Origin of the sequence: Kitasatospora sp. NPDC092948 (assembly GCF_044754805.1) — a bacterium.
In the GTDB taxonomy this organism is placed as follows: Bacteria; Actinomycetota; Actinomycetes; order Streptomycetales; family Streptomycetaceae; genus Kitasatospora.
Genome location: NZ_JBIVPU010000011.1, coordinates 95,768 through 114,290, shown reverse-complemented (window position 1 = coordinate 114,290; position 18,523 = coordinate 95,768). Strand labels below are relative to the sequence as shown.

The 18,523-nt window shown below is 72.0% G+C and carries 21 protein-coding genes; 7 read left to right on the top strand and 14 right to left on the bottom strand.

Going from position 1 to position 18,523, the window contains the following annotated elements; genetic code table 11:
• Positions 1-32 precede the first annotated feature (32 nt).
• Positions 33-758, bottom strand: coding sequence for a ribonuclease PH (gene rph / locus ACIQF6_RS27345; protein ID WP_400899553.1), 726 nt, complete (start codon positions 756-758; stop codon positions 33-35).
• Between the two features lie 104 nt (positions 759-862).
• Positions 863-1,096, bottom strand: a complete 234-nt coding sequence (locus ACIQF6_RS27340; protein ID WP_061444474.1) for a glucose PTS transporter subunit EIIB — start codon at positions 1,094-1,096, stop codon at positions 863-865.
• Positions 1,097-1,461: 365 nt separating this feature from the next.
• On the opposite strand from ACIQF6_RS27340, the gene ACIQF6_RS27335 reads away from it, so the two are divergent.
• Together ACIQF6_RS27335 and ACIQF6_RS27330 are read left to right on the top strand one after the other, a co-directional pair.
• Complete coding sequence (locus tag ACIQF6_RS27335; protein WP_400899550.1) at positions 1,462-2,754, top strand: PTS transporter subunit EIIC; 1,293 nt, start codon at positions 1,462-1,464, stop codon at positions 2,752-2,754.
• Between the two features lie 222 nt (positions 2,755-2,976).
• Positions 2,977-4,221: a PTS transporter subunit EIIC gene (locus ACIQF6_RS27330; RefSeq protein WP_400899548.1), complete on the top strand. Its 1,245-nt coding sequence runs from the start codon at positions 2,977-2,979 to the stop codon at positions 4,219-4,221.
• 118 nt (positions 4,222-4,339) lie between these two features.
• On the opposite strand, the gene ACIQF6_RS27325 is transcribed toward ACIQF6_RS27330, so the two are convergent.
• On the bottom strand, positions 4,340-5,287 hold the full coding sequence (locus tag ACIQF6_RS27325) for a LuxR C-terminal-related transcriptional regulator (RefSeq protein ID WP_400899546.1): 948 nt from the start codon (positions 5,285-5,287) through the stop codon (positions 4,340-4,342).
• A 142-nt stretch (positions 5,288-5,429) separates the two neighbouring features.
• On the opposite strand from ACIQF6_RS27325, the gene ACIQF6_RS27320 reads away from it, so the two are divergent.
• Complete coding sequence (locus tag ACIQF6_RS27320) at positions 5,430-6,347, top strand: branched-chain amino acid transaminase (RefSeq protein ID WP_400899544.1); 918 nt, start codon at positions 5,430-5,432, stop codon at positions 6,345-6,347.
• Here the strand turns inward: ACIQF6_RS27320 and ACIQF6_RS27315 are convergent.
• From ACIQF6_RS27315 to clpS, 9 genes are all read right to left on the bottom strand, one after another.
• Positions 6,335-7,087, bottom strand: coding sequence for an MBL fold metallo-hydrolase (locus ACIQF6_RS27315; RefSeq protein ID WP_400899542.1), 753 nt, complete (start codon positions 7,085-7,087; stop codon positions 6,335-6,337). The genes ACIQF6_RS27320 and ACIQF6_RS27315 overlap by 13 nt on opposite strands.
• Positions 7,088-7,246: 159 nt before the next feature.
• A complete protein-coding gene (locus ACIQF6_RS27310; protein ID WP_400899540.1) occupies positions 7,247-7,435 on the bottom strand; it encodes a MerR family transcriptional regulator in 189 nt (62 codons plus the stop codon).
• Positions 7,436-7,665: 230 nt separating this feature from the next.
• Positions 7,666-8,634: a PLP-dependent cysteine synthase family protein gene (locus ACIQF6_RS27305; protein WP_035863054.1), complete on the bottom strand. Its 969-nt coding sequence runs from the start codon at positions 8,632-8,634 to the stop codon at positions 7,666-7,668.
• The gene (locus ACIQF6_RS27300) at positions 8,634-8,912 is read right to left on the bottom strand and encodes a MoaD/ThiS family protein (RefSeq protein ID WP_400899538.1); all 279 of its coding nucleotides are present in this window, start codon (positions 8,910-8,912) and stop codon (positions 8,634-8,636) included. The genes ACIQF6_RS27305 and ACIQF6_RS27300 overlap by 1 nt, the downstream gene beginning before the upstream one ends.
• Positions 8,913-9,027: 115 nt before the next feature.
• A complete protein-coding gene (locus ACIQF6_RS27295; protein WP_338015809.1) occupies positions 9,028-9,141 on the bottom strand; it encodes a putative leader peptide in 114 nt (37 codons plus the stop codon).
• Positions 9,142-9,280: 139 nt separating this feature from the next.
• Complete coding sequence (locus ACIQF6_RS27290) at positions 9,281-9,712, bottom strand: Mov34/MPN/PAD-1 family protein (RefSeq protein ID WP_400899535.1); 432 nt, start codon at positions 9,710-9,712, stop codon at positions 9,281-9,283.
• Positions 9,713-9,732: 20 nt separating this feature from the next.
• Positions 9,733-11,172 carry an amino acid permease gene (locus tag ACIQF6_RS27285; RefSeq protein ID WP_400899533.1) on the bottom strand — a complete coding sequence of 480 codons (1,440 nt, stop codon included), beginning with the start codon at positions 11,170-11,172 and terminating at the stop codon, positions 9,733-9,735.
• A gap of 159 nt (positions 11,173-11,331) precedes the next feature.
• Entirely contained in the window at positions 11,332-11,907 is a 576-nt protein-coding gene (locus ACIQF6_RS27280; RefSeq protein WP_400899531.1) for a DUF2017 domain-containing protein, read from the bottom strand.
• 43 nt (positions 11,908-11,950) lie between these two features.
• Positions 11,951-12,244 (bottom strand): ATP-dependent Clp protease adapter ClpS, encoded by a 294-nt coding sequence (gene clpS, locus ACIQF6_RS27275; protein WP_400899529.1) that lies wholly within the window; start codon positions 12,242-12,244, stop codon positions 11,951-11,953.
• 143 nt (positions 12,245-12,387) lie between these two features.
• Between clpS and ACIQF6_RS27270 the strand changes: the two genes are divergently transcribed.
• Both ACIQF6_RS27270 and ACIQF6_RS27265 read left to right on the top strand, forming a co-directional pair.
• Positions 12,388-13,701: a nicotinate phosphoribosyltransferase gene (locus ACIQF6_RS27270; RefSeq protein WP_400899527.1), complete on the top strand. Its 1,314-nt coding sequence runs from the start codon at positions 12,388-12,390 to the stop codon at positions 13,699-13,701.
• Between the two features lie 119 nt (positions 13,702-13,820).
• Positions 13,821-14,411 carry an isochorismatase family protein gene (locus ACIQF6_RS27265; RefSeq protein ID WP_400899525.1) on the top strand — a complete coding sequence of 197 codons (591 nt, stop codon included), beginning with the start codon at positions 13,821-13,823 and terminating at the stop codon, positions 14,409-14,411.
• 22 nt (positions 14,412-14,433) lie between these two features.
• Here ACIQF6_RS27265 and ACIQF6_RS27260 read toward each other — a convergent pair whose 3' ends face one another.
• Positions 14,434-15,459: a hypothetical protein gene (locus ACIQF6_RS27260; protein WP_400899523.1), complete on the bottom strand. Its 1,026-nt coding sequence runs from the start codon at positions 15,457-15,459 to the stop codon at positions 14,434-14,436.
• Positions 15,460-15,775: 316 nt separating this feature from the next.
• Here ACIQF6_RS27260 and ACIQF6_RS27255 point away from each other — a divergent pair, with 316 nt between their 5' ends.
• Positions 15,776-16,387 carry a hypothetical protein gene (locus ACIQF6_RS27255; RefSeq protein ID WP_400899521.1) on the top strand — a complete coding sequence of 204 codons (612 nt, stop codon included), beginning with the start codon at positions 15,776-15,778 and terminating at the stop codon, positions 16,385-16,387.
• 129 nt (positions 16,388-16,516) lie between these two features.
• Here ACIQF6_RS27255 and ACIQF6_RS27250 read toward each other — a convergent pair whose 3' ends face one another.
• Positions 16,517-17,704 (bottom strand): cation diffusion facilitator family transporter, encoded by a 1,188-nt coding sequence (locus ACIQF6_RS27250; RefSeq protein WP_400899519.1) that lies wholly within the window; start codon positions 17,702-17,704, stop codon positions 16,517-16,519.
• Positions 17,705-17,944: 240 nt separating this feature from the next.
• Here ACIQF6_RS27250 and ACIQF6_RS27245 point away from each other — a divergent pair, with 240 nt between their 5' ends.
• A complete protein-coding gene (locus tag ACIQF6_RS27245) occupies positions 17,945-18,397 on the top strand; it encodes a hypothetical protein (protein ID WP_400899517.1) in 453 nt (150 codons plus the stop codon).
• Positions 18,398-18,523 lie beyond the last annotated feature (126 nt).

The following is an 18,523-nucleotide window of genomic DNA, read 5'->3' as shown; positions in this document are numbered from 1 at the left end:
GGCCGTTCGGCCCACCGCGGTTCCCCGGAGGACTACAGGCCCAGCGCCTTGCGCTGGATCTCGTCGAGCTCGGCGCAGCCCAGGCTGCCCAGGTCGAGCAGCTGGTTGAGCAGATCGCGGTCGAACGGGGCGCCCTCGGCGGTGCCCTGGACCTCGACGAAGCGGCCGTCGGAGGTGCAGACGATGTTCATGTCGGTCTCCGCGCGGACGTCCTCCTCGTAGCGGAGGTCGAGCATCGGGACGCCGTCGATGATGCCGACGCTGACCGCGCTGACGCCGCCGGTGATCGGCTGGCCCTTGGCGCGCAGCAGCTTCTTCTCGCGGGCCCAGGAGACCGCGTCGACCAGCGCCACGTACGCGCCGGTGATCGCCGCGGTGCGGGTGCCGCCGTCGGCCTGGAGGACGTCGCAGTCCAGCACGATGGTGTTCTCGGCGAGCGCCCGGTGGTCGACCACGGCGCGCAGCGAACGGCCGATCAGCCGGCTGATCTCGTGGGTGCGGCCGCCGATCTTGCCGCGCACGGACTCGCGGTCGCCGCGGGTGTTGGTGGCGCGCGGAAGCATGGAGTACTCGGCGGTGACCCAGCCCTCGCCGCTGCCCTTGCGCCAGCGCGGGACGCCCTCGGTGACGCTGGCGGTGCACAGCACCTTGGTGTCGCCGTAGGAGACCAGGACGGATCCTTCGGCGTGCTTGCTCCAGCCCCGTTCGATGGTGATCGGGCGGAGCTGGTCGGGGGTGCGGCCGTCGATGCGTGACATGCGAACGAGCGTATCCCGTCCGGCTCCCGGCCCTGCCCCCGGACGTGCGACGGCCCGTCGCCGGAGGTTCGGCGACGGGCCGTCGGGGCCGGCGGGGGCTCGGCTCACATCATGTCTTCGATTTCGGCGGCGATCGGGTCGGCGTCGGTGCCGATGACGACCTGGATGGCCGTGCCCATCTTCACCACACCGTGGGCGCCGGCCGCCTTGAGCGCCGCCTCGTCGACCTTGGAGGCGTCGTGGACCTCGGTGCGCAGCCGGGTGATGCAACCCTCGACCTCGTCGATGTTGTCGATTCCGCCGAGACCGGCGACGATCTTCTCAGCCTTGCTGGCCATGGTCTTTCTCCCTCTGTCTCGGCGCTTCGGCGGTCGGTCGCCGGGTGCCGTACTGCTGTGCGGTGGTACCGGCCGGAAGTGACTCGGGGTCAGTCTGCCGCGCCTTCCGACGGCGCGACCAGCATCACCCGATTCCGGACGATATGCCATGTTGGTCCACGTTCGGACCAGCTCCGCGCGCGGCCCGCTCCGGGACCGCCCGAGGATGACGATCACCGGGTACTCGAACCCGGCGGACCGCCCCGGCCTCCAGAACTGGTCTACACCAATTGTAGGTGTACTCCCAGAACGCCGGACGGTCCACCGGTGTTCCTGGCCCCACCCACGGACGGACCGGGACCGGACGGAAGCACGGAGGCCGACGAATGCGTTCAACGGGCGCCACGGCCAACCAGAGCACCTGGTGGCACACCTTCTACGGCGGCCTGCAGAAGATGGGCCGCAGCCTCCAGCTGCCGGTCGCCGTGCTGCCCGCGGCCGGCATCCTCACCCGCCTCGGCCAGGACGACATCTTCGGCAGGGACGGCCTCGGCTGGGACCGGGTCGCCGCGGCCATCGCCGCCGCCGGCGGCGCGCTCCTCGACCCGGCGCTCGGCCTGCCCCTGCTGTTCTGCATCGGCGTGGCGATCGGCATGGCCAAGAAGGCGGACGGCTCCACCGCGCTCGCCGCGGTGGCGGGCTTCCTGGTCTACTACGCCGTCCTGCGGGCCTTCCCGAAGGCCTGCCCGGCGCCCTCGGTGCTGGAGCAGACGGTCTGCATCGACTTCGAGGCCAAGACGGCGGTGAAGGTGGACTTCCAGAATCCCGGCGTGCTCGGCGGCATTCTGATGGGTCTGTTCTCGGCCTGGCTCTGGGTGCGCTACCACCGGGTCAGGCTGGTCGACTGGCTGGGCTTCTTCAACGGCCGCCGCCTGGTACCGATGATCACCGCCCTGGTCGGCCTGCTGTTCGGCTCGCTGATGGTGTGGATCTGGCAGCCGATCGGCACCGGCCTGGCCGACTTCTCCAAGTGGCTGTCCGACCTGGGCGCCGGCGGCGCCGGCATCTTCGGCCTCGCCAACCGCGCGCTGCTGCTGGTCGGCATGCACCAGCTGCTGAACACCTTCGTCTGGTTCCAGTTCGGCACCTTCACCAACCCGCACACCGGCAAGACCGCCACCGGCGACATCGGCCGCTTCCTGGCGGGCGACCCGTCGGCGGGCCAGTTCCTCTCCGGCTTCTTCCCGATCATGATGTTCGCGCTCCCCGCCGCCGCGATGGCCATCGCCGCCTCCGCCAAGCCGCACCGCCGCAAGGAGATCTACGGCCTGATGACCTCGGTCGCGCTGACCTCCTTCGTCACCGGCGTCACCGAGCCGATCGAGTACTCCTTCGCCTACGTGGCCCCGCTGCTGTACGGCATCCACGCCCTGCTCACCGGCGCCTCGATGGCCGTCACCTGGGGGCTCGGCGTCCATGACGGCTTCAGTTTCTCGGCCGGCCTGATCGACTACGTGATCAACTGGAACCTGGCCACCAAACCCTGGCTGATCATCCCGATCGGCCTGTGCTTCGCGGTGGTCTACTACGCGGTCTTCCGATTCGTGATCGTCAAGTTCGACCTGAAGACACCGGGACGCGAGGACGAGGGCCAGATCGAGGATCCGACCAAGTCCTGACGGATTCGCCCCGAACGCCCCCGGTGGGAGACAATTCCCCACCGGGGGCGCGGTGTTGTTCGGGGCCCGACGGGGCGTCGCCCGGTCGAAGGTTTCGATTCCGCGGCACTTGCGAAGGCCGACCTTCGGAGGGTTCCGGAGCCTGTTCGGCGCGTGCTAGAAACGGGAACGGGCCACCAATGGTCTAGACCACGATCGCGCTGCCGTGAGGAACCGCCCGCTATGAGTACGACCGAACCGAACTCGCAGGCGGCAGCGGCGGGACGGGCGCTGCGCTCCCGGGTCTTCCCCGCCCTGCAGAAGATCGGCCGCAGCCTCCAGCTCCCGATCGCCGTCCTCCCCGCCGCGGGCATCCTGCTGCGCCTCGGCCAGGACGACGTCTTCGGCCCCAAGGGACTCGGCTGGACCAAGGTCGCCGAGGTCTTCGCCGCGTCCGGCCACGCCGTGTTCGACTGGATGCCGCTGCTGTTCTGCGTCGCCATCGCGATCGGCTACGCCAAGAAGTCCGACGGCTCCACCGCCCTCGCCGCCCTGGTCGGCTTCCTGACCTACCACCAGGTGCTCACCGCCTTCCCCAAGACCGACTACCAGGTGCTGCCCGGCAAGGACATCGCGGCCACCTACCAGGACCCCGGGGTGCTCGGCGGCGTGGTCGTCGGCCTGCTCTCCGCCCTCCTCTGGCAGCGCCTGCACCGCACCCGGCTGGTCGACTGGCTCGGCTTCTTCAACGGCCGCCGCCTGGTGCCCATCGTGATGGCCTTCGTCGGCACCGGACTCGGCGTCTTCTTCGGCCTGTGCTGGGGCCCGATCGGATCCGTCGTCGACGACTTCAGCAACTGGGTGATCGGCCTCGGCGCGCTCGGCTCCGGGGTCTTCGGCCTGATCAACCGCGGCCTGCTGCCGTTCGGCCTGCACCAGATTGCCAACACCTTCTTCTGGCAGCAGGCCGGCAACTACACCGTGGACGGCCACGTCATCCACGGCGACCAGACCCGGTTCTTCCAACACGATCCCGGCGCCGGCCAGTTCATGTCCGGATTCTTCCCCGTCATGATGTTCGGCCTGCCCGCCGCGGCCCTCGCCATCGCCCACTGCGCCCGCCCCGAACGCCGCCGCGCCGTCCTCGGCATGATGCTCTCGCTCGCCCTCACCTCCTTCGTCACCGGCATCACCGAACCCATCGAGTTCGCCTTCGTCTTCATCGCCCCCGCCCTCTACGCCACCCACGCCCTCCTCACCGGCCTGTCCATGGCCGTCACCTGGGCCCTCGGCGTCCACCACGGCTTCACCTTCTCCGCCGGCGCCATCGACTACGTCCTCAACTGGGGCTACGCCACCAGACCTTGGCTGATCATCCCGATCGGACTGGTGTTCGCGGCGGTCTACTACACGGCCTTCCGCTTCGTCATCCTCCGCTTCGACCTGAAGACCCCGGGCCGCGAGGAGGAGGACTTCGAAGAGGGGTGAACGTCCAGGTGCGAGAGCTGCCGGGTGCGAACCAAGGGGCGCGGGGAACTGCGCGAAGCGGAAGGCACACGCCGGCAAGATCGCGCCCCCGACAGCCACCTGCACGTGAAAGCGCCCCTCAGATCCACCCGAGCCGCGTCGCGTGCACCCCCGCCTGGAACCGCGACTGCGCCCCCAGCGCCGCCGTCAGATCCGCCACCAGCCGCCGCACCGTCCGGTCCGAGATCTCCAGCTTCCGGCCGATCGCCTGATCCGTCAGCCCCGCCGCGAGCAGCCGCAGCACCTCCCGGTGCCGGTCGTCCGGCGCCGTCCGGCCCAACAGCTCCGGCGGAACCCAACTCGCCGCCCAGAAGTGCTCGAAGAGCTCACGGACCACCGAGACCACCGCCTGGTCCCGCACCACCACCGCCGCCGTGCCCGGCGGCTCGCCCGGTGCGGGCAGGACGGCGAGGTGGGAGTCGACCACGATCAGCCACAGCGGCAGCGTGTGCGCGACCCGGATGCTCGCGCCGGCGGCGGTGAGCGCCTGGACGTGGGCGAGCACGGCCGGCTGGTGCAGTGCGGCGGCGGGGTAGATGGTGCGCAGCGCGACCCGGTGGGCGAGGGCGATGCGTTCGCGGGCGAGTTTCTCGGCGAGGCCGGTCTCGGACTGGTCCTGGCCGGGCCGCAGGGACAGCGCCTCGGTGCGGGCGGCGCGGGCGGCGTCCTCCAACAGGGCGGCGATCCGGTCGGGGCCGCGGACCAGTTCGTGGGCGGCGGCGGTACGCAGTGGCAGGTAGTGGCGGTGCAGGTGCTCGACCTGCGCGTGGGTGCGGCGGGCCTCACCGAGCAGCGCGGCGAACCGGTGGTCGGAGTCGGCGAGCAACTGGCGGACCGCGGTGTCGATGGAGACGGCGGCCAGGCCGCTCGCGGTGGCGGTGGTCGGCCCGACCAGTCCGAGGCCGTGCAGCTCGTCCAGCGCCCGGGTGAACTCGGCTTCCTCGCAGTCGAGTTCCGCGCGCAGGGAGTCCAGCGGGCAGCCGGGGTCGGCGAGCAGCCGGGCGTACAGGGCGGTGCTGGTCTCCACCCTTCCGGAGCCTAGGGCCGCGACCGGTGGGCGGACTCCGTGATTTCACCATTCGAGACGGCTGCTCCGGTGGCGGCCATGGCCCGATCCGGCGGGCCCGGGGGCCTTCGCGGGGACGGCCGGGCTGTCCAGGATGGCGGGCATGGCGATTCCCGAGTCTTCCGTGATCTGGTTCGACGGCGCGCTGGTGCCCTGGCACGAGGCGCGCGTCCATGTGCTGACCCATGCGCTGCACTACGGCACCGGGGTGCTGGAGGGCACCCGGGTGTTCGCGACGGCCGACGGGCCGGCGGTGTTCCGGCTGCCCGAGCACCTGGCCCGGCTGGACCGCAGCGCCCGCATGCTCCGCATGGAACTGCCGTATTCGACCGAGGAGTTGGCGGCGGCGACGGTGGCGCTGGTGGCGGCGAACGGCCACCGGGAGTGCTACCTGCGACACCTGGCGTTCCTCGGGTACGGCTCGATGGGGCTGGACATGCGCCACTCCGCCACCAGCGTGTCGATCGCGTCCTGGGAGTGGCCGGCCTACCTGCCCGAGGGCCGCGGGCTGCGGTTGATGACCAGCAGTTGGCGGCGCATCGACCCCAACTCCGTTCCCCCGGCGGCGAAGGCGACCGGACCCTACCTGAACTCGGCGCTGGCCCGCCGGGAGGCCACCGACGCCGGGTTCGACGAGGCGCTGCTGCTGGCCCCGGACGGGACGGTCGGCGAGTGCAGTTCGGAGAACGTGTTCGCGGTGCGCGGCGGCGTGCTGCGGACCACCCCGGCCGGCGCGGGGGCACTGGAGGGGATCACCCGGGACACCCTGCTGACGCTGGCCCGCGACCTGGGCGCGGAGGTCCGGGTGGAGCCGCTGCTGCGTTCGGACCTGTACGCGGCGGACGAGGTGTTCATCTCCGGGACAGCCGCCGGAGTGGTCCCGGTCGGCTCCTTGGACAATCGCGAACTACCCTCGCACGAGGGAGAGTTGACCAAGGCGCTGGCACAGGCGTACCGGGCCGCGGTGTGCGGCGAGGACGCCCGGTACCGGCACTGGCTGACGCCGGTTCACACCTCGTAGACGGCTCCGGCGCGGGCCAGGTCGACCGGGCCGGGGTAGACGGCGGCGGCGTCGCGGCGGTTGCGTTCGGCGTCGGTCCACGGCGGGATGTGGGTGAGCACCAGCCGCTCGGCGCCGGCCCGTACGGCGTGCTCGCCGGCCTGCCGGCCGTTGAGGTGGATGGAGTCGAAGGTCTCCTTGCCGTGGGTGTACGCCGCCTCGCACAGGAACAGGTCGGCGCCGCGGGCGAGTTCGACCAGGCCCGGGCAGACGCCGGTGTCGCCGGAGTACACCAGGCTGCGGCCGCCGTGCTCGATCCGGAAGCCGTACGCCTCGGTGTCCAGGTGGTTGACGCGGGCGGCGGTGACGGTGAGCGGGCCGAGGGACAGCCGGGCGCCGTCGGAGAGGTCGCGGAAGTCGAAGACCTCGGTCATGCCTGGCTTCTCCGGCATGTCGTAGGCACGGGCCAGGCGCCCCGCCGTCCCGGCGGGGCCGTAGACGGGCAGCAGCTCGGGGCAGCCCTCGACCCGGTAGTTGCGGGCCACCCAGTAGGCGCACAGGTCGACGCAGTGGTCGGCGTGCAGGTGGCTGAGCAGCACCGCGTCCACGTCGTACAGGCCGGTGTGTTTCTGCAGGTTGCCGAGGGCGCCGTTGCCGAGGTCGACGACCAGGCGGTAGCCGTCGGCCTCCACCAGGTAGCTGGAGCACGGGGACTCCACGGACGGGAAGCTCCCCGAGCACCCCACCACGGTCAGTTTCATGTCGAGCCCTTCCCGCCCCGTCGGGCCATCGTCCGCGGCCGTCCGCGCCGCCGGGGGCGGAGCGGCTTCTTTGAGTGTCGAGGGTAAGGGCCGGGCGGCACTTTGCCCCCTCTCCCGTGCCGCGCTGTGGGCGGAATCACCAGGACGGGGCGGGGAGTTTCAGCGCCGCCCGGGACGGGCCCTGGCCCAGTCCCGGATGGTCTGCGGGTACCAGCGGGGACGGCCCAGGGCGTCCAGCCGGTCGGGGTTCGGGAGCAGGCCGTGGCGCTTGTAGTGGCGGACGGTCTCGGCCTGCACGCCGATGTGACGGGCGATCTCGACGTAGGACCAGAGCTTCCGGCCGGGCATGGCTGCCCACCTCCACGGTGACGGTGAACCAAGGGTGCGCCGTCAGCCTCGGGGGCGGGTGCGCGCGGCGGGGGCGCGGCAGGCCGCGGTGGCGGTTCCGTGACAGAGCGGTCACCGGGGACGGACAAATACCGGGATGTCACAGTGGTCTGACGATCGGACCTGCATACCGTACGAACGCCGACGGCGCGGCCCCGAGCAGGGTGCCGCGCCGCGGTGTTGACGTTCCGTCAGGCCCAGAGCTGTCCCTGCAGGGCCTCGACCGCCGCCTCGGTGGACTCGGCGGTGTAGATGCCGGTGGACAGGTACTTCCAGCCGCCGTCGGCGACCACGAAGACCACGTCCGCCCGCTCCCCGGCCCGGGCCGCCTTGCGGGCCACCCCGATCGCGGCGTGCAGGATCGCGCCGGTGGACACGCCCGCGAAGATGCCCTCCTGCTGGAGCAGTTCACGAGTCCGGGCGACCGCGTCGGCGGAGCCGACCGAGAACCGGGTGGTGAGCACCTCGGCGTCGTACAGCTCGGGGACGAAGCCCTCGTCGAGGTTGCGCAGGCCGTACACCAGGTCGTCGTAGCGCGGCTCGGCGGCGACGATCTGCACGCCGGGGACCTTCTCGCGCAGGTACCGGCCGACGCCCATCAGGGTGCCGGTGGTGCCCAGGCCCGCCACGAAGTGGGTGACGGTCGGCAGGTCGGCGAGAATCTCCGGGCCGGTGCCGTGGTAGTGCGCGCCGGCGTTGTCCGGGTTGCCGTACTGGTAGAGCATCACCCAGTCGGGGTGCTCGGCGGCGATCTCCTTGGCGATGCGCACCGCGGTGTTGGAGCCGCCGGCGGCCGGCGAGGGGATGATCTCCGCGCCCCACATCCGCAGCAGCTCGCGGCGCTCCTCGCTGGTGTTCTCCGGCATCACGCAGACCATCCGGTAGCCCTTGAGCTTGGCCGCCATGGCGAGCGAGATGCCGGTGTTGCCGCTGGTCGGCTCCAGGATCGTGCAGCCCGGGGTGAGCCGGCCGTCCGCCTCGGCGCGCTCGATCATGTGCAGCGCCGGCCGGTCCTTGATCGACCCGGTGGGATTGCGGTCCTCCAGCTTGGCCCACAGCGTGACCAGGCCGTCGTCGTTGCCGGGCACGGCCGCGGACAGCCGCGGCAGCCGCACCAGCGGAGTGTTGCCGACGGCCTCGATCGGGCTGTCGTAACGCATTACTTCATACCGCCGGCCACGGCGGGGAGGATGGTGACGCTGTCGCCGTCGGAGAGCGTGGTGGCCACGCCGTCCAGGAAGCGGACGTCCTCGTCGTTCAGGTAGACGTTGACGAAGCGGCGCAGCTCGCCGCCGTCCAGCAGGCGGGCGGCGATGCCGGGGTGGCGGGCGTCGAGGTCGGTGAACAGCTCCCCGAGGTCGGCGCCGTTGCCGTCGACGGCCTTGGCGCCGTCGGTGTAGGTACGGAGGATGGTCGGGATGCGGACCTCGATGGCCATGGCTGCGCTCCTGTGGGGTGAAGTCGGTTGCCGGGCCGGGCGGGGCACGGCGGGAGGAAGGGCCCCGGGGCGGCCGGGACGGGAGGGTCGAAAGGCTGTCGGTCGGCTCTGCCGGTCAGCGCGCGGCAGTGCCGGGACAGATCGCGCTGGCGAGCCGGCACAGGTCGACGTGCAGGCGCGCCACGAGGCGGGTGCCTGGGGCCTGAATGCTCACATCGACGGAACGCATGGACTCATCGTATAGATTCCCGCCCCCGCTTTGACATGCTTGTCTCGCCATCCGGTCGACAGCGTCCCGCGCAATGAGAAGACGGGCCCGCCCGCCGCGCGGTGCGCGGCCGTGGCGGGCCCGTCGGCGGGCGGCGGGCTCAGGCCTGGTAGGCCTCGACCACCTGGACGTCTTCCTCCGTGATCACGCCGTCCACGATGCGGAACGAGCGGAACTGGTAGGGGTCGTCCTCGCCGGTGCCCTCGGCGGTGGAGACCAGCACGTAGTGGGCGAACGGCTCGGAGGCGTAGCTCACGTCGGTGCGGGACGGGTAGGCCTCGGTGGCGGTGTGCGAGTGGTAGATCACCACCGGCTCCTCGTCCAGGTCGTCCATCTCGCGGTAGAGCTTCAGCAGGTCGCCGGAGTCGAACTCGTAGAAGGTGGGCGAGCGGGCCGCGTTGAGCATCGGGACGAACCGCTCGGGCCGGCCGGTGCCGGCCGGTCCGGCGATCACGCCGCACGCCTCGTCCGGGTGGTCGGCGCGGGCGTGGGCGACCATCCGGTCGCGCAGTTCTCGGGTGATGGTCAGCATGCGGCCAGGATAGCGAGCGGTCATTCACCGCTTCCGGCGTGCAGGTGGGAGTGCGGATCGCCGTGCACGGCCGCCGGGTCGCGGCGGCCGATCGCCCGGTAGCCGACGATCAGCACCAGCGCCCAGAACGGGAAGACGTACAGCGAGATCCGGGCGGTCGGGTCGAGCGCGATCAGCACCAGGACCATCACCAGGAAGCCCAGCGCCACCCAGCGGGTCCAACTGCCGCCGGGCGCACGGAAGGTCGGCGCGGGCAGCCGGCCGGACTTCCAGGCGGCGTGGTAGCGGAGCTGGCTGGCCAGGATGACCCCCCAGGTCCACAGGCCGCAGACGGTGGCGACCGAGGTGATGTACTCGAACGCCCGCTCCGGGACGAGGTAGTTGAGCACCACGCCGACGCCCATCAGCAGGCAGGAGACGGTGATCGCGGCGGCGGGGGTGCGGCTGGCGGTGAGCCGGGTGAGCCGGCCGGGGGCCAGTCGGCGCAGTGCCAGGTCGCGCAGCATCCGACCGGTGGAGTACATCCCGGAGTTGCAGGAGGACAGCGCCGCGGTGAGCACCACGAAGTTGATGATGCCGGCCGCCGCGGGGATGCCGACCTTGCCGAACGCGGCCACGAACGGGCTGACGCCGGGCTCGAATTCGGTCCACGGCACCAGCGACAGGATGATCAGCAGGGCGCCGACGTAGAACAGCACGATCCGCACCGGAAGGGTGTTGATCGCCCGCGGCAGGGTCTTCTCGGGGTTCTCGCTCTCGCCCGCGGTGACACCGACCAACTCCACGCCCAGGTAGGCGAACATGACGATCTGCAGGGACATCACGGCGGCCCCGAAGCCCTTGGGGAAGAAGCCGCCGTTGTTCCACAGGTGGGTGATCGAGGCGGTGTCGCCGGCCGCGGAGAAGCCGAAGACCAGCACGCCGATGCCGATCAGGATCATGCCGACGATCGCGGTGACCTTGACCATGGAGAACCAGAACTCGATCTCGCCGAACAGCTTCACCGAGATCAGGTTGGCGGCGTACAGCAGCACCAGGAACACCAGCGCCGTTCCCCACTGCGGGACGCCCGGTTCCCAGAACCGCACGTAGACGGCGGCGGCGGTGGTCTCCGCCATGCCGGTGACCACCCAGAACAGCCAGTACGTCCAGCCGGTGACGAAGCCGGCGAACGGGCCGAGGAACTCCCGGGCGTACTCGGCGAAGCTGCCCGAGACCGGGCGGTAGGTGAGCAGTTCGCCGAGCGCCCGCATGATCACGAAGATCACCACGCCGGCCACCGCGTAGGCGAGCAGCAGGCTCGGGCCGGCCTTGGAGATCGCGGTGCCGGCGCCGAGGAACAGGCCGGTGCCGATCGCGCCGCCGATCGCGATCATCTGGATCTGCCGGCTGTTGAGGCCGCGCTCGTAGCCCTCCTCGTCGGGGACGGCGTCGGTCTCCTCGTCCGCCTCGTGTGCCATCTGCTGCCCACCTCGCCTCCCGGTCCGCGCCGACCGGCCGGCCGCGCGCGCCACTCCCTCGGGAGGTCGAGTCAATCATGCGAAAAGCCCCACAACCGCCCGAGTACGGGCGTCAGTGGGGCAATCCGACCATATGAACGAATCGGGCGGCCGAGCGGCTCAGCCGGTCATCGCCTCCAGCAGGCTCTCCTGCATCGCGCCCAGCCACAGGTAGGCGATCACCAGCGGCTTGCGCGGGTCGTCGTCCGGCAGGTCGTACAGGCCGTCGTCGTCCTCCTCGCTGACCTCCAGCCGGGAGCCCAGCGTCAGCCGCAGGTCGTTGAGCGCGCCCAGCCAGCGCGGGCAGTCCCCGGCGCCGACCGCGACCACGCCGCCCCCGCCGCCGAGGCCGTCCAGCGCCCGCACCACCAGGAGGGCGTCCTCGCGCTTGCGGGCCCGCAGGTCCAGCTCGGTGTAGCGGCGGAACTCGGAGGCCATCTCGGCGTCCTGCGGGTCCTTCGGGGCGCCCGGGCCGCCGTACGCGTCGGGGAACAGCCGCAGCAGCGCCGGGTCCTCGGGCGCCTCGCTGGGGCCCTCGGCGAACAGCGCCGCCAGCGGGTCCTCGTGCTCGCCGCCGGGCGGCGGGCCGATCAGCTCCAGCATCTGCACTTCCAGCGAGCGCAGGATGGAGGCCTCGAACTCGTCCAGCGGGATCGCCGCGCCGCCGCTCGCGGCGCTCTCGAACAAACCGGCCATGTGTTTCGGATCAGTCCCTCGTGGATCGGTGGGTGACGGGCCGTCAGTCGTGCTGAAGGGTGGCCCAGAGGCCGTAGCCGTGCATCGCCTGCACGTCGCGCTCCATCTCCTCGCGGGTGCCGCTGGAGACCACCGCCCGCCCCTTGGTGTGCACGTCCATCATCAGCCGGCGCGCCTTGTCCTTCGGATAGCCGAAGTAGCTCTGGAAGACGTACTGCACGTAGGTCATCAGATTGACCGGGTCGTTGTGGACGATGGTGACCCAGGGAGTGTCCGGCTCCGTGACCGGAACCCCCTCCACCTCCGGGCGCTCGATCTCCACCGGCGCGACACTCACAGTCCGTCTCTCCTCGTCGACCTCGATCTTCCCCTCGGCCCATGCTTCCATCCGTGGGACGCCGGAGCGAATCAGGGTCGTCCGACACGTGGCCCGGAAGGGAAATCGTCACTCTGACGCTAAGTGGTAGTAGCATCATTCCCATGGACGCCATCACCGCGCAGCGCAGCTCCGCGCTGCTCACCGACCGCTACGAGCTGACCATGCTGCAGGCCGCCCTGCGCAGCGGCGCCGCCCACCGCCGCTCGGTCTTCGAGGTGTTCACCCGCCGCCTGCCCAACGGCCGCCGCTACGGCGTGCTGGCCGGCACCGGCCGGGTGCTGGACGCCGTGGAGAACTTCCGGTTCACCACGCCGCAGCTCGACTGGCTCGCCGACCAGCGGGTGGTGGACGAGGACACGCTGCGTTACCTCGCCGACTACCGCTTCGCCGGCGACATCCACGGCTACCCCGAGGGCGAGGTGTACTTCCCCGGCTCGCCGCTGCTGACCGTCGAGGGCAGCTTCGCCGAGGCGGTGATCCTGGAGACGGTGATCCTGTCGATCCTCAACTTCGACTCGGCGATCGCCGCCGCGGCGTCCCGGATGAGCGCCGCCGCCGGGGACCGGCCGGTGATCGAGATGGGTGCCCGGCGCGCCCACGAGCAGGCCGCCGTCGCCGCCGCCCGGGCCGCCTACCTGGCCGGTTTCTCCGCCACCTCCGACCTGGAGGCCGGCTTCACCTACGGCATCCCGACCACCGGCACCGCCGCGCACGCCTTCACCCTGCTGCACGACAGCGAGAAGGACGCCTTCACCGCACAGATCGAGTCGATGGGCCGCGCCACCACGCTGCTGGTCGACACCTACGACCTCGCCGAGGCGGTCCGCACCGCCGTCGAGGTGGCCGGCCCCGGCCTCGGCGCCGTCCGGATCGACTCCGGCGACCTGACCCTGCTCGCCCACCGGGTCCGCCGCCAGCTCGACGAGCTCGGCGCCACCGACACGAAGATCATCGTCACCTCGGACCTCGACGAGTACGCCATCGCCGCCCTGGCCGCCGCGCCCGTGAACGGCTACGGCGTCGGCACCAGCCTGGTCACCGGCAGCGGCCACCCGACCTGCGCGATGGTCTACAAGCTGGTCGCCCGCGAGGCCACGCCCGGCGGCGAGCTGGTCCCGGTCGCCAAGCGCTCGGCCGGCGGCAAGACCAGCATCGGCGGCCGCAAGTGGGCCGCCCGCCGCCCCGACGCCGACGGCGTCGCCGAGGCCGAGGTGGTCGGCACCGGCCCGGTGCCCGCCGAACTGGAGCCGCACCTGCTGCACGTCCCGCTGATCACCGCCGGCGAGGTGGTCGGCCGCGAGTCGCTGGACGCCGCCCGCGAACGCCACCGCCGCGCCCGCGCCGGGCTGCCGCTGTCCGCCACCCAGCTGTCCCGCGGCGAGCCGGTGATCGGCACCGAGCGGTACACCGGCTGAGCCCTTCCGCCTCCGCCCGGCACTGCCTAGAGTGCCAACCGCTCCACCGCCCTCCCCCACACCGACGCGGCCCCGACCCCCGGGCTCCGGACCGCACCACCCAACGAGAGAAGCCAGCCATGCACCGGGCCCTGATCGTCGTCGACGTGCAGAACGACTTCTGCGAAGGCGGCAGCCTTCCCGTCGCCGGCGGGGCCGAGGTCGCGGCCGCGATCACCGACCTGATCGCCGATTCCGCCCCCGGCTACGCCCACATCGTCGCCACCCGCGACCACCACATCGAGCCCGGTGCGCACTTCGCCGCCGAACCGGACTACGTCGACTCCTGGCCCGCGCACTGCGTGGCCGGCACCGAAGGCGTGGGCTTCCACCCCAACTTCGCCCCCTCGGTGACCTCCGGCGCGATCGAGGCGGTGTTCTCCAAGGGCGCGTACGCCGCCGCCTACAGCGGCTTCGAGGGCCTCGACGAGCACGGCGGCACCCTCGCCGACTGGCTGAACGAACGCGGCGTCACCGACGTCGACGTGGTCGGCATCGCGACCGACCACTGCGTCCGCGCCACCGCCCTGGACGCCGCCCGGGAGGGCTTCGGCACCCGCGTCCTGCTCGACCTGACGGCCGGGGTCGCGCCCGCCACCACCGGTGCCGCGCTCGACGAACTGCGCACCGCGGGCGTCGAGTTGATCGGCACGCCGGTGGTCCGCAGCTGACCGGCAGTCACTTTGCCGCTGCTCAGCGCCCGGTGACCACCAGGGCCACCACGTCCTCGCCGCCGAGCCGGTAGGCATCCGCCAACTCGCCGCCGACCGCGTCCCGTTCGGCGGCGAGCCGGGACGAGCCGACGTACACCACGCGCACCCCGAGGTACTCCATCCGGTGCTGCCCGGCCCGCACCCAGGCCGCCTCGCCCTCGCTGACGCAGCGCACCTCGGAGTCCACCTCCACCGCCACCGCCGCCTCCGGCCAGAACAGGTCCGGCACCGCGATGTACGTCCCGCCGCGCATCCGCAGCTCCGGGCCGGGCAGCGGCAGCGGCAGGCCCCGCTCGACGGCCAGCTCCAGCAGCGAGGCCAGCGCGAACTCCCGCTGCGCGGCGAGCAGTTCGTCCACCGCCGCACGCACCCGCGGCTCCCCGAGCAGCTCCGCCTCGGCCAGCTCCGCCATCAACTCGGCCGTGTCGCAGCCGTTTTCGCGTTCCAGCGCTTCGCGCAGCACCGCCCGCAGCACCCCCGGGCCGACCTGTCCGCTCTCGAACGCGCCCTGCTCGGACCACTCGCGGATCGCGTCCGCGACCGCCCGGGCGACCGTCGCGCAGGCCAGTCCGTGCACCTCGCGCGCCACCAACTCCCGTTCGGTGCGCCGGATCCGGACCTGTCCGGCGTCGCGCAGCCGGCGCTGCCGGGGCACCAGGACCTCCACCCCGAGCACCGCGGGCAGCCGCGGCATCGACACGAACCCGTACAGCGCCAGCGCCGCCGCCCCGGTGATCACCGCCCGCTCCCGGCCGCCCTCGGCCCGACCGTTCTGGGCGGCGTACAGCAGCGCCGCCCACATCCGTTGCTCCGGGGTCGGCGGACCCTCCTGCAGCAGGTACACCCGGGGCAGCAGCCGCTGCCACGGACCGCCCTGCCGGCAGTGCTCGCTCACCAGGCGGGCGGGCACCCCCCGGGCGCGCAACTGGCTGGCCGTCACCACATTCTGCTGGCGCCGGGCGAGCTCTTCGAGAGAGGTGGGCTGCTGCGGAATCCGGTAGCTCATACCGACCACATTCCCCCTCGCCCCCGACAGCCGACGCCGGACCTGACGACCTGTTACCCAACCGTCGTCAAACCGGGACGGCCCTGCACTAAAGTCCTCATACCCTCACCCATTCGGCGGATCGGATGTTCGAACCATTGTCGGATCAGGTCGGACTTACCGCCTACAATCCGATTTTCATTGGATCAACACAGATTTCGATCCGGTCGGACTCGGCCCGCCGACCTGCGAGATCTGACCGACCGTGACCGATCCCACACGCAGTGGCACGCCCCGCGGCGTCGGCGGGTGTTCCGAATTGCCTACCATCAGGCTCATGTCCCGCGACGAGTCATCCGCCCAGCGCGCCGCCAGACTGCGCCTCGGCCGCCTGCCCGGCTACGTCCGCCAACCCGATCCCGCCCGGCGCGGCGGAGAGGACGGACGTGCGTACAAGAAGGGCTGGGAAGTCCGTTTCACGGCGCGCAGCGAAGAGGAGATAACCGAGATCCGCGAGCTGGTCACGGCCGCCGGGTTCGCCCCCGCGCGCCCGTTCTTCAAGGGCCACCAGCTGATCCAGCCGGTGTACGGGATCGCCGCGGTGCAGGCCTACTTGGCCGCCCGCGAGGCCGCCGAGGAGACCGGCCGGATCCGCCGCACCGCCGCCATCCCCGCGCAGTCGCGCCGCGAGCCCGACAGCGTGGCCGCCGCCGCGCGGGCCGCCGAGTCGGCGGCCGCGGAGGCCGCGAGCGAGGCGGCCGCACAGGCCGGCGCCCAGGCCCGCGCCCGGGCGGGCGGCTGGGCCGGAGCGCAGCACGACGCGCAGTACGACGCGCAGGCCGACGCGCAGGCCGATGTGCGGAGCGACGCACGGGGCGATGTGCGGGGCGGAGGCCCCAGGGCCGTTCTGCGGCCCGTTCGCAAGACGGGTGGCCCCGAGGCCCACTGACCGCCCCACAAGGTCGCCAGGGAGCCCTTCCGGGCTCCCTGGGGCGGTTTTTGACGGATCGTCAGCCTCGCGGGGCGGCAATCGGGCCCGATCCGGGGGTTTTTCGGGCGCCCGGCCCGGCAAGGAGGTTCAGACCTCCGCCGGGGCGTGGTCGACATGGACGGTGGCCGCCAGCAGTCGGGGGACGGCGCGGATCAGCGCCCGCTCGGCGGCCGCCGCCACCTGGTGCCCGGCCACCACCGTCAGGGTGCGGTCCACCACCACCTCCGCCTCGGCCCGCAGCGCGTGCCCGATCCAGCGCATCCGCACCGCACCCACCCCGCGCACCCCGTCCACCATGGCCAGTTCCCGTTCCGCCGCGTCCACCAGGGCCGGGTCGACGGCGTCCATCAGCCGTCGGCCCACCTCACGGACCGTGCCGCGCAGCACCAGCAGGATCGCCAGCGTGATCAGCAGGCCCACCACCGGGTCGGCGAGCCGCCAGCCCAGTGCGCTGCCGGCCGCGCCGAGCAGCACCGCCAGCGAGGTCAGCCCGTCGGTGCGGGCGTGCATGCCGTCCGCGACCAGCGCCGCCGAGCCGATCCGCCGCCCGGTGACGATCCGGTAGCGGGCCACCCACTCGTTGCCGACGCACCCCGCGACGGCCGCGCCCGCCACCGCCCATAGGTGCCCGACCGGCTGCGGATGCAGCAGCCGCTCCACCGCCGTCCAGCCCGCGACCAGCGAGGACGCCGCCACCGCCAGCACCACCGCGACGCCCGCCAGGTCCTCCGCCCGCCCGTACCCGTACGTGTAGCTGCGGTTCGCCGCCCGCCGACCGAGCAGGAACGCCACGCCCAGCGGGACGGCGGTCAGCGCGTCGGCGGCGTTGTGGACGGTGTCGCCCAGCAGCGCGACCGACCCCGACAGCACCGCGATCGCCGCCTGCACCGCGGCGGTGAAGGCGAGCACCGACAGCGAGATCCACAGCGTCCGCAGGCCCTCCGCCGAGGACTCCAGGGCCGCGTCGACCCGGTCGGCGGCGTCGTGCGAGTGCGGGCGCAGCAAGTGGGCCAGGCGGTGGGCGAGGCCGTGCCGATGCCCGTGCTCGTGCGGCTCGTGCGGGTGGTCGTCGTGATCCGGGTGCGGGTGGTCGTCGTGATCCGGGTGCGGGTGGTCGTCGTGATCCGGGTGCGGGTGTCGGTGTGCGTGCCGGTGTACGTGTCGGTGTGCGTGTTCGTCGGGGTGCTGCCGGTTCGATGTGTGATGGTGGTCATGCCCGTGGTCCGGGTTTCGCCCGTGAAGGTGAGCCCCGTTGCCGTGTCCGCGTTCACCCATGAGGCCTACAGTGGCACACCAACTGCCTTGCAGCCACTGCCGATCTACCATCTCTGACCAGCTGCAACGCACTCGCAGCTGCGTCCGGCGGGCGGCGGTTGCTGACGGGTCGTCACACAACGTCCGGAAGCGGGCCCGGCCCCGGGCATCTCAGCAGACTTGTCACCCACAGCACCCGCCCGAGGGCCTAGAGTGAGCGTTGACGCTCCCCGTCCGGACCCAGATCGAGAGGCAGCTGATGTGACCGACCGTCATATCCCGGCCGCGGACTCGGCTTGCGCTGATCGGTCCACCGAACTTCCGCGCGTCTCGGTCGAGTTCGCGGCGTTCTGCGAACTGCACGAGCCTCGGTACTGCAGCTACGCCCGGGTCTGGTTCCAGGAACCCGCCGCCGCGCACCGGGTGGTCCGGCTCGCCCTGTCCGAACTGGCCGAGGTCTGGCCGGCCGTGCTGGAGAGCCCCAATCCGGCCGCTGCGGCCTGGCAGATCCTCCGCGACACCGTCACCGAGCAGCACGCGCTGGCCGGCGCCGAACGGCTGCGCCCGGACGTCGACACCGACGAGGACCTGGCAATCCTGCACTACGTGGTCGGCCTGGCCACGCCCGAGATCGCCGACGTGGTGGGCATCGACACCGCCAAGATCACCAGCCAGCTCCGACACACCCACCGGCGGCGCGCCACCGACTGGTGACCGGCGCCCTCGACGACACGGGTCGGCCGGGCACCGCACGGGCCCGAATACCGGCGCGCGCGGGAGGCCGTGCGCCCCCAATGTGCCTCGGCCACCCTGACGCACGTTCGCCGGCGGCCCGCCGGG

Excerpts from the sequence above, each read along its gene's own strand:
- rph (WP_400899553.1), bottom strand. The coding sequence starts at position 758 with ATGTCACGCATCGACGGCCGCACCCCCGACCAGCTCCGCCCGATCACC.
- ACIQF6_RS27285 (WP_400899533.1), bottom strand. The coding sequence starts at position 11,172 with ATGGCACACGAGGCGGACGAGGAGACCGACGCCGTCCCCGACGAGGAG.
- ACIQF6_RS27320 (WP_400899544.1), top strand. The coding sequence starts at position 5,430 with ATGGCGATTCCCGAGTCTTCCGTGATCTGGTTCGACGGCGCGCTGGTG.
- ACIQF6_RS27335 (WP_400899550.1), top strand. The coding sequence starts at position 1,462 with ATGCGTTCAACGGGCGCCACGGCCAACCAGAGCACCTGGTGGCACACC.
- ACIQF6_RS27255 (WP_400899521.1), top strand. The coding sequence starts at position 15,776 with ATGTCCCGCGACGAGTCATCCGCCCAGCGCGCCGCCAGACTGCGCCTC.
- ACIQF6_RS27290 (WP_400899535.1), bottom strand. The coding sequence starts at position 9,712 with ATGCTGACCATCACCCGAGAACTGCGCGACCGGATGGTCGCCCACGCC.
- ACIQF6_RS27330 (WP_400899548.1), top strand. The coding sequence starts at position 2,977 with ATGAGTACGACCGAACCGAACTCGCAGGCGGCAGCGGCGGGACGGGCG.
- ACIQF6_RS27295 (WP_338015809.1), bottom strand. The coding sequence starts at position 9,141 with ATGCGTTCCGTCGATGTGAGCATTCAGGCCCCAGGCACCCGCCTCGTG.
- ACIQF6_RS27315 (WP_400899542.1), bottom strand. The coding sequence starts at position 7,087 with ATGAAACTGACCGTGGTGGGGTGCTCGGGGAGCTTCCCGTCCGTGGAG.
- ACIQF6_RS27340 (WP_061444474.1), bottom strand. The coding sequence starts at position 1,096 with ATGGCCAGCAAGGCTGAGAAGATCGTCGCCGGTCTCGGCGGAATCGAC.
- ACIQF6_RS27310 (WP_400899540.1), bottom strand. The coding sequence starts at position 7,435 with ATGCCCGGCCGGAAGCTCTGGTCCTACGTCGAGATCGCCCGTCACATC.
- ACIQF6_RS27305 (WP_035863054.1), bottom strand. The coding sequence starts at position 8,634 with ATGCGTTACGACAGCCCGATCGAGGCCGTCGGCAACACTCCGCTGGTG.
- ACIQF6_RS27265 (WP_400899525.1), top strand. The coding sequence starts at position 13,821 with ATGCACCGGGCCCTGATCGTCGTCGACGTGCAGAACGACTTCTGCGAA.
- ACIQF6_RS27250 (WP_400899519.1), bottom strand. The coding sequence starts at position 17,704 with ATGGGTGAACGCGGACACGGCAACGGGGCTCACCTTCACGGGCGAAAC.
- ACIQF6_RS27270 (WP_400899527.1), top strand. The coding sequence starts at position 12,388 with ATGGACGCCATCACCGCGCAGCGCAGCTCCGCGCTGCTCACCGACCGC.
- ACIQF6_RS27300 (WP_400899538.1), bottom strand. The coding sequence starts at position 8,912 with ATGGCCATCGAGGTCCGCATCCCGACCATCCTCCGTACCTACACCGAC.
- ACIQF6_RS27280 (WP_400899531.1), bottom strand. The coding sequence starts at position 11,907 with ATGGCCGGTTTGTTCGAGAGCGCCGCGAGCGGCGGCGCGGCGATCCCG.
- ACIQF6_RS27260 (WP_400899523.1), bottom strand. The coding sequence starts at position 15,459 with ATGAGCTACCGGATTCCGCAGCAGCCCACCTCTCTCGAAGAGCTCGCC.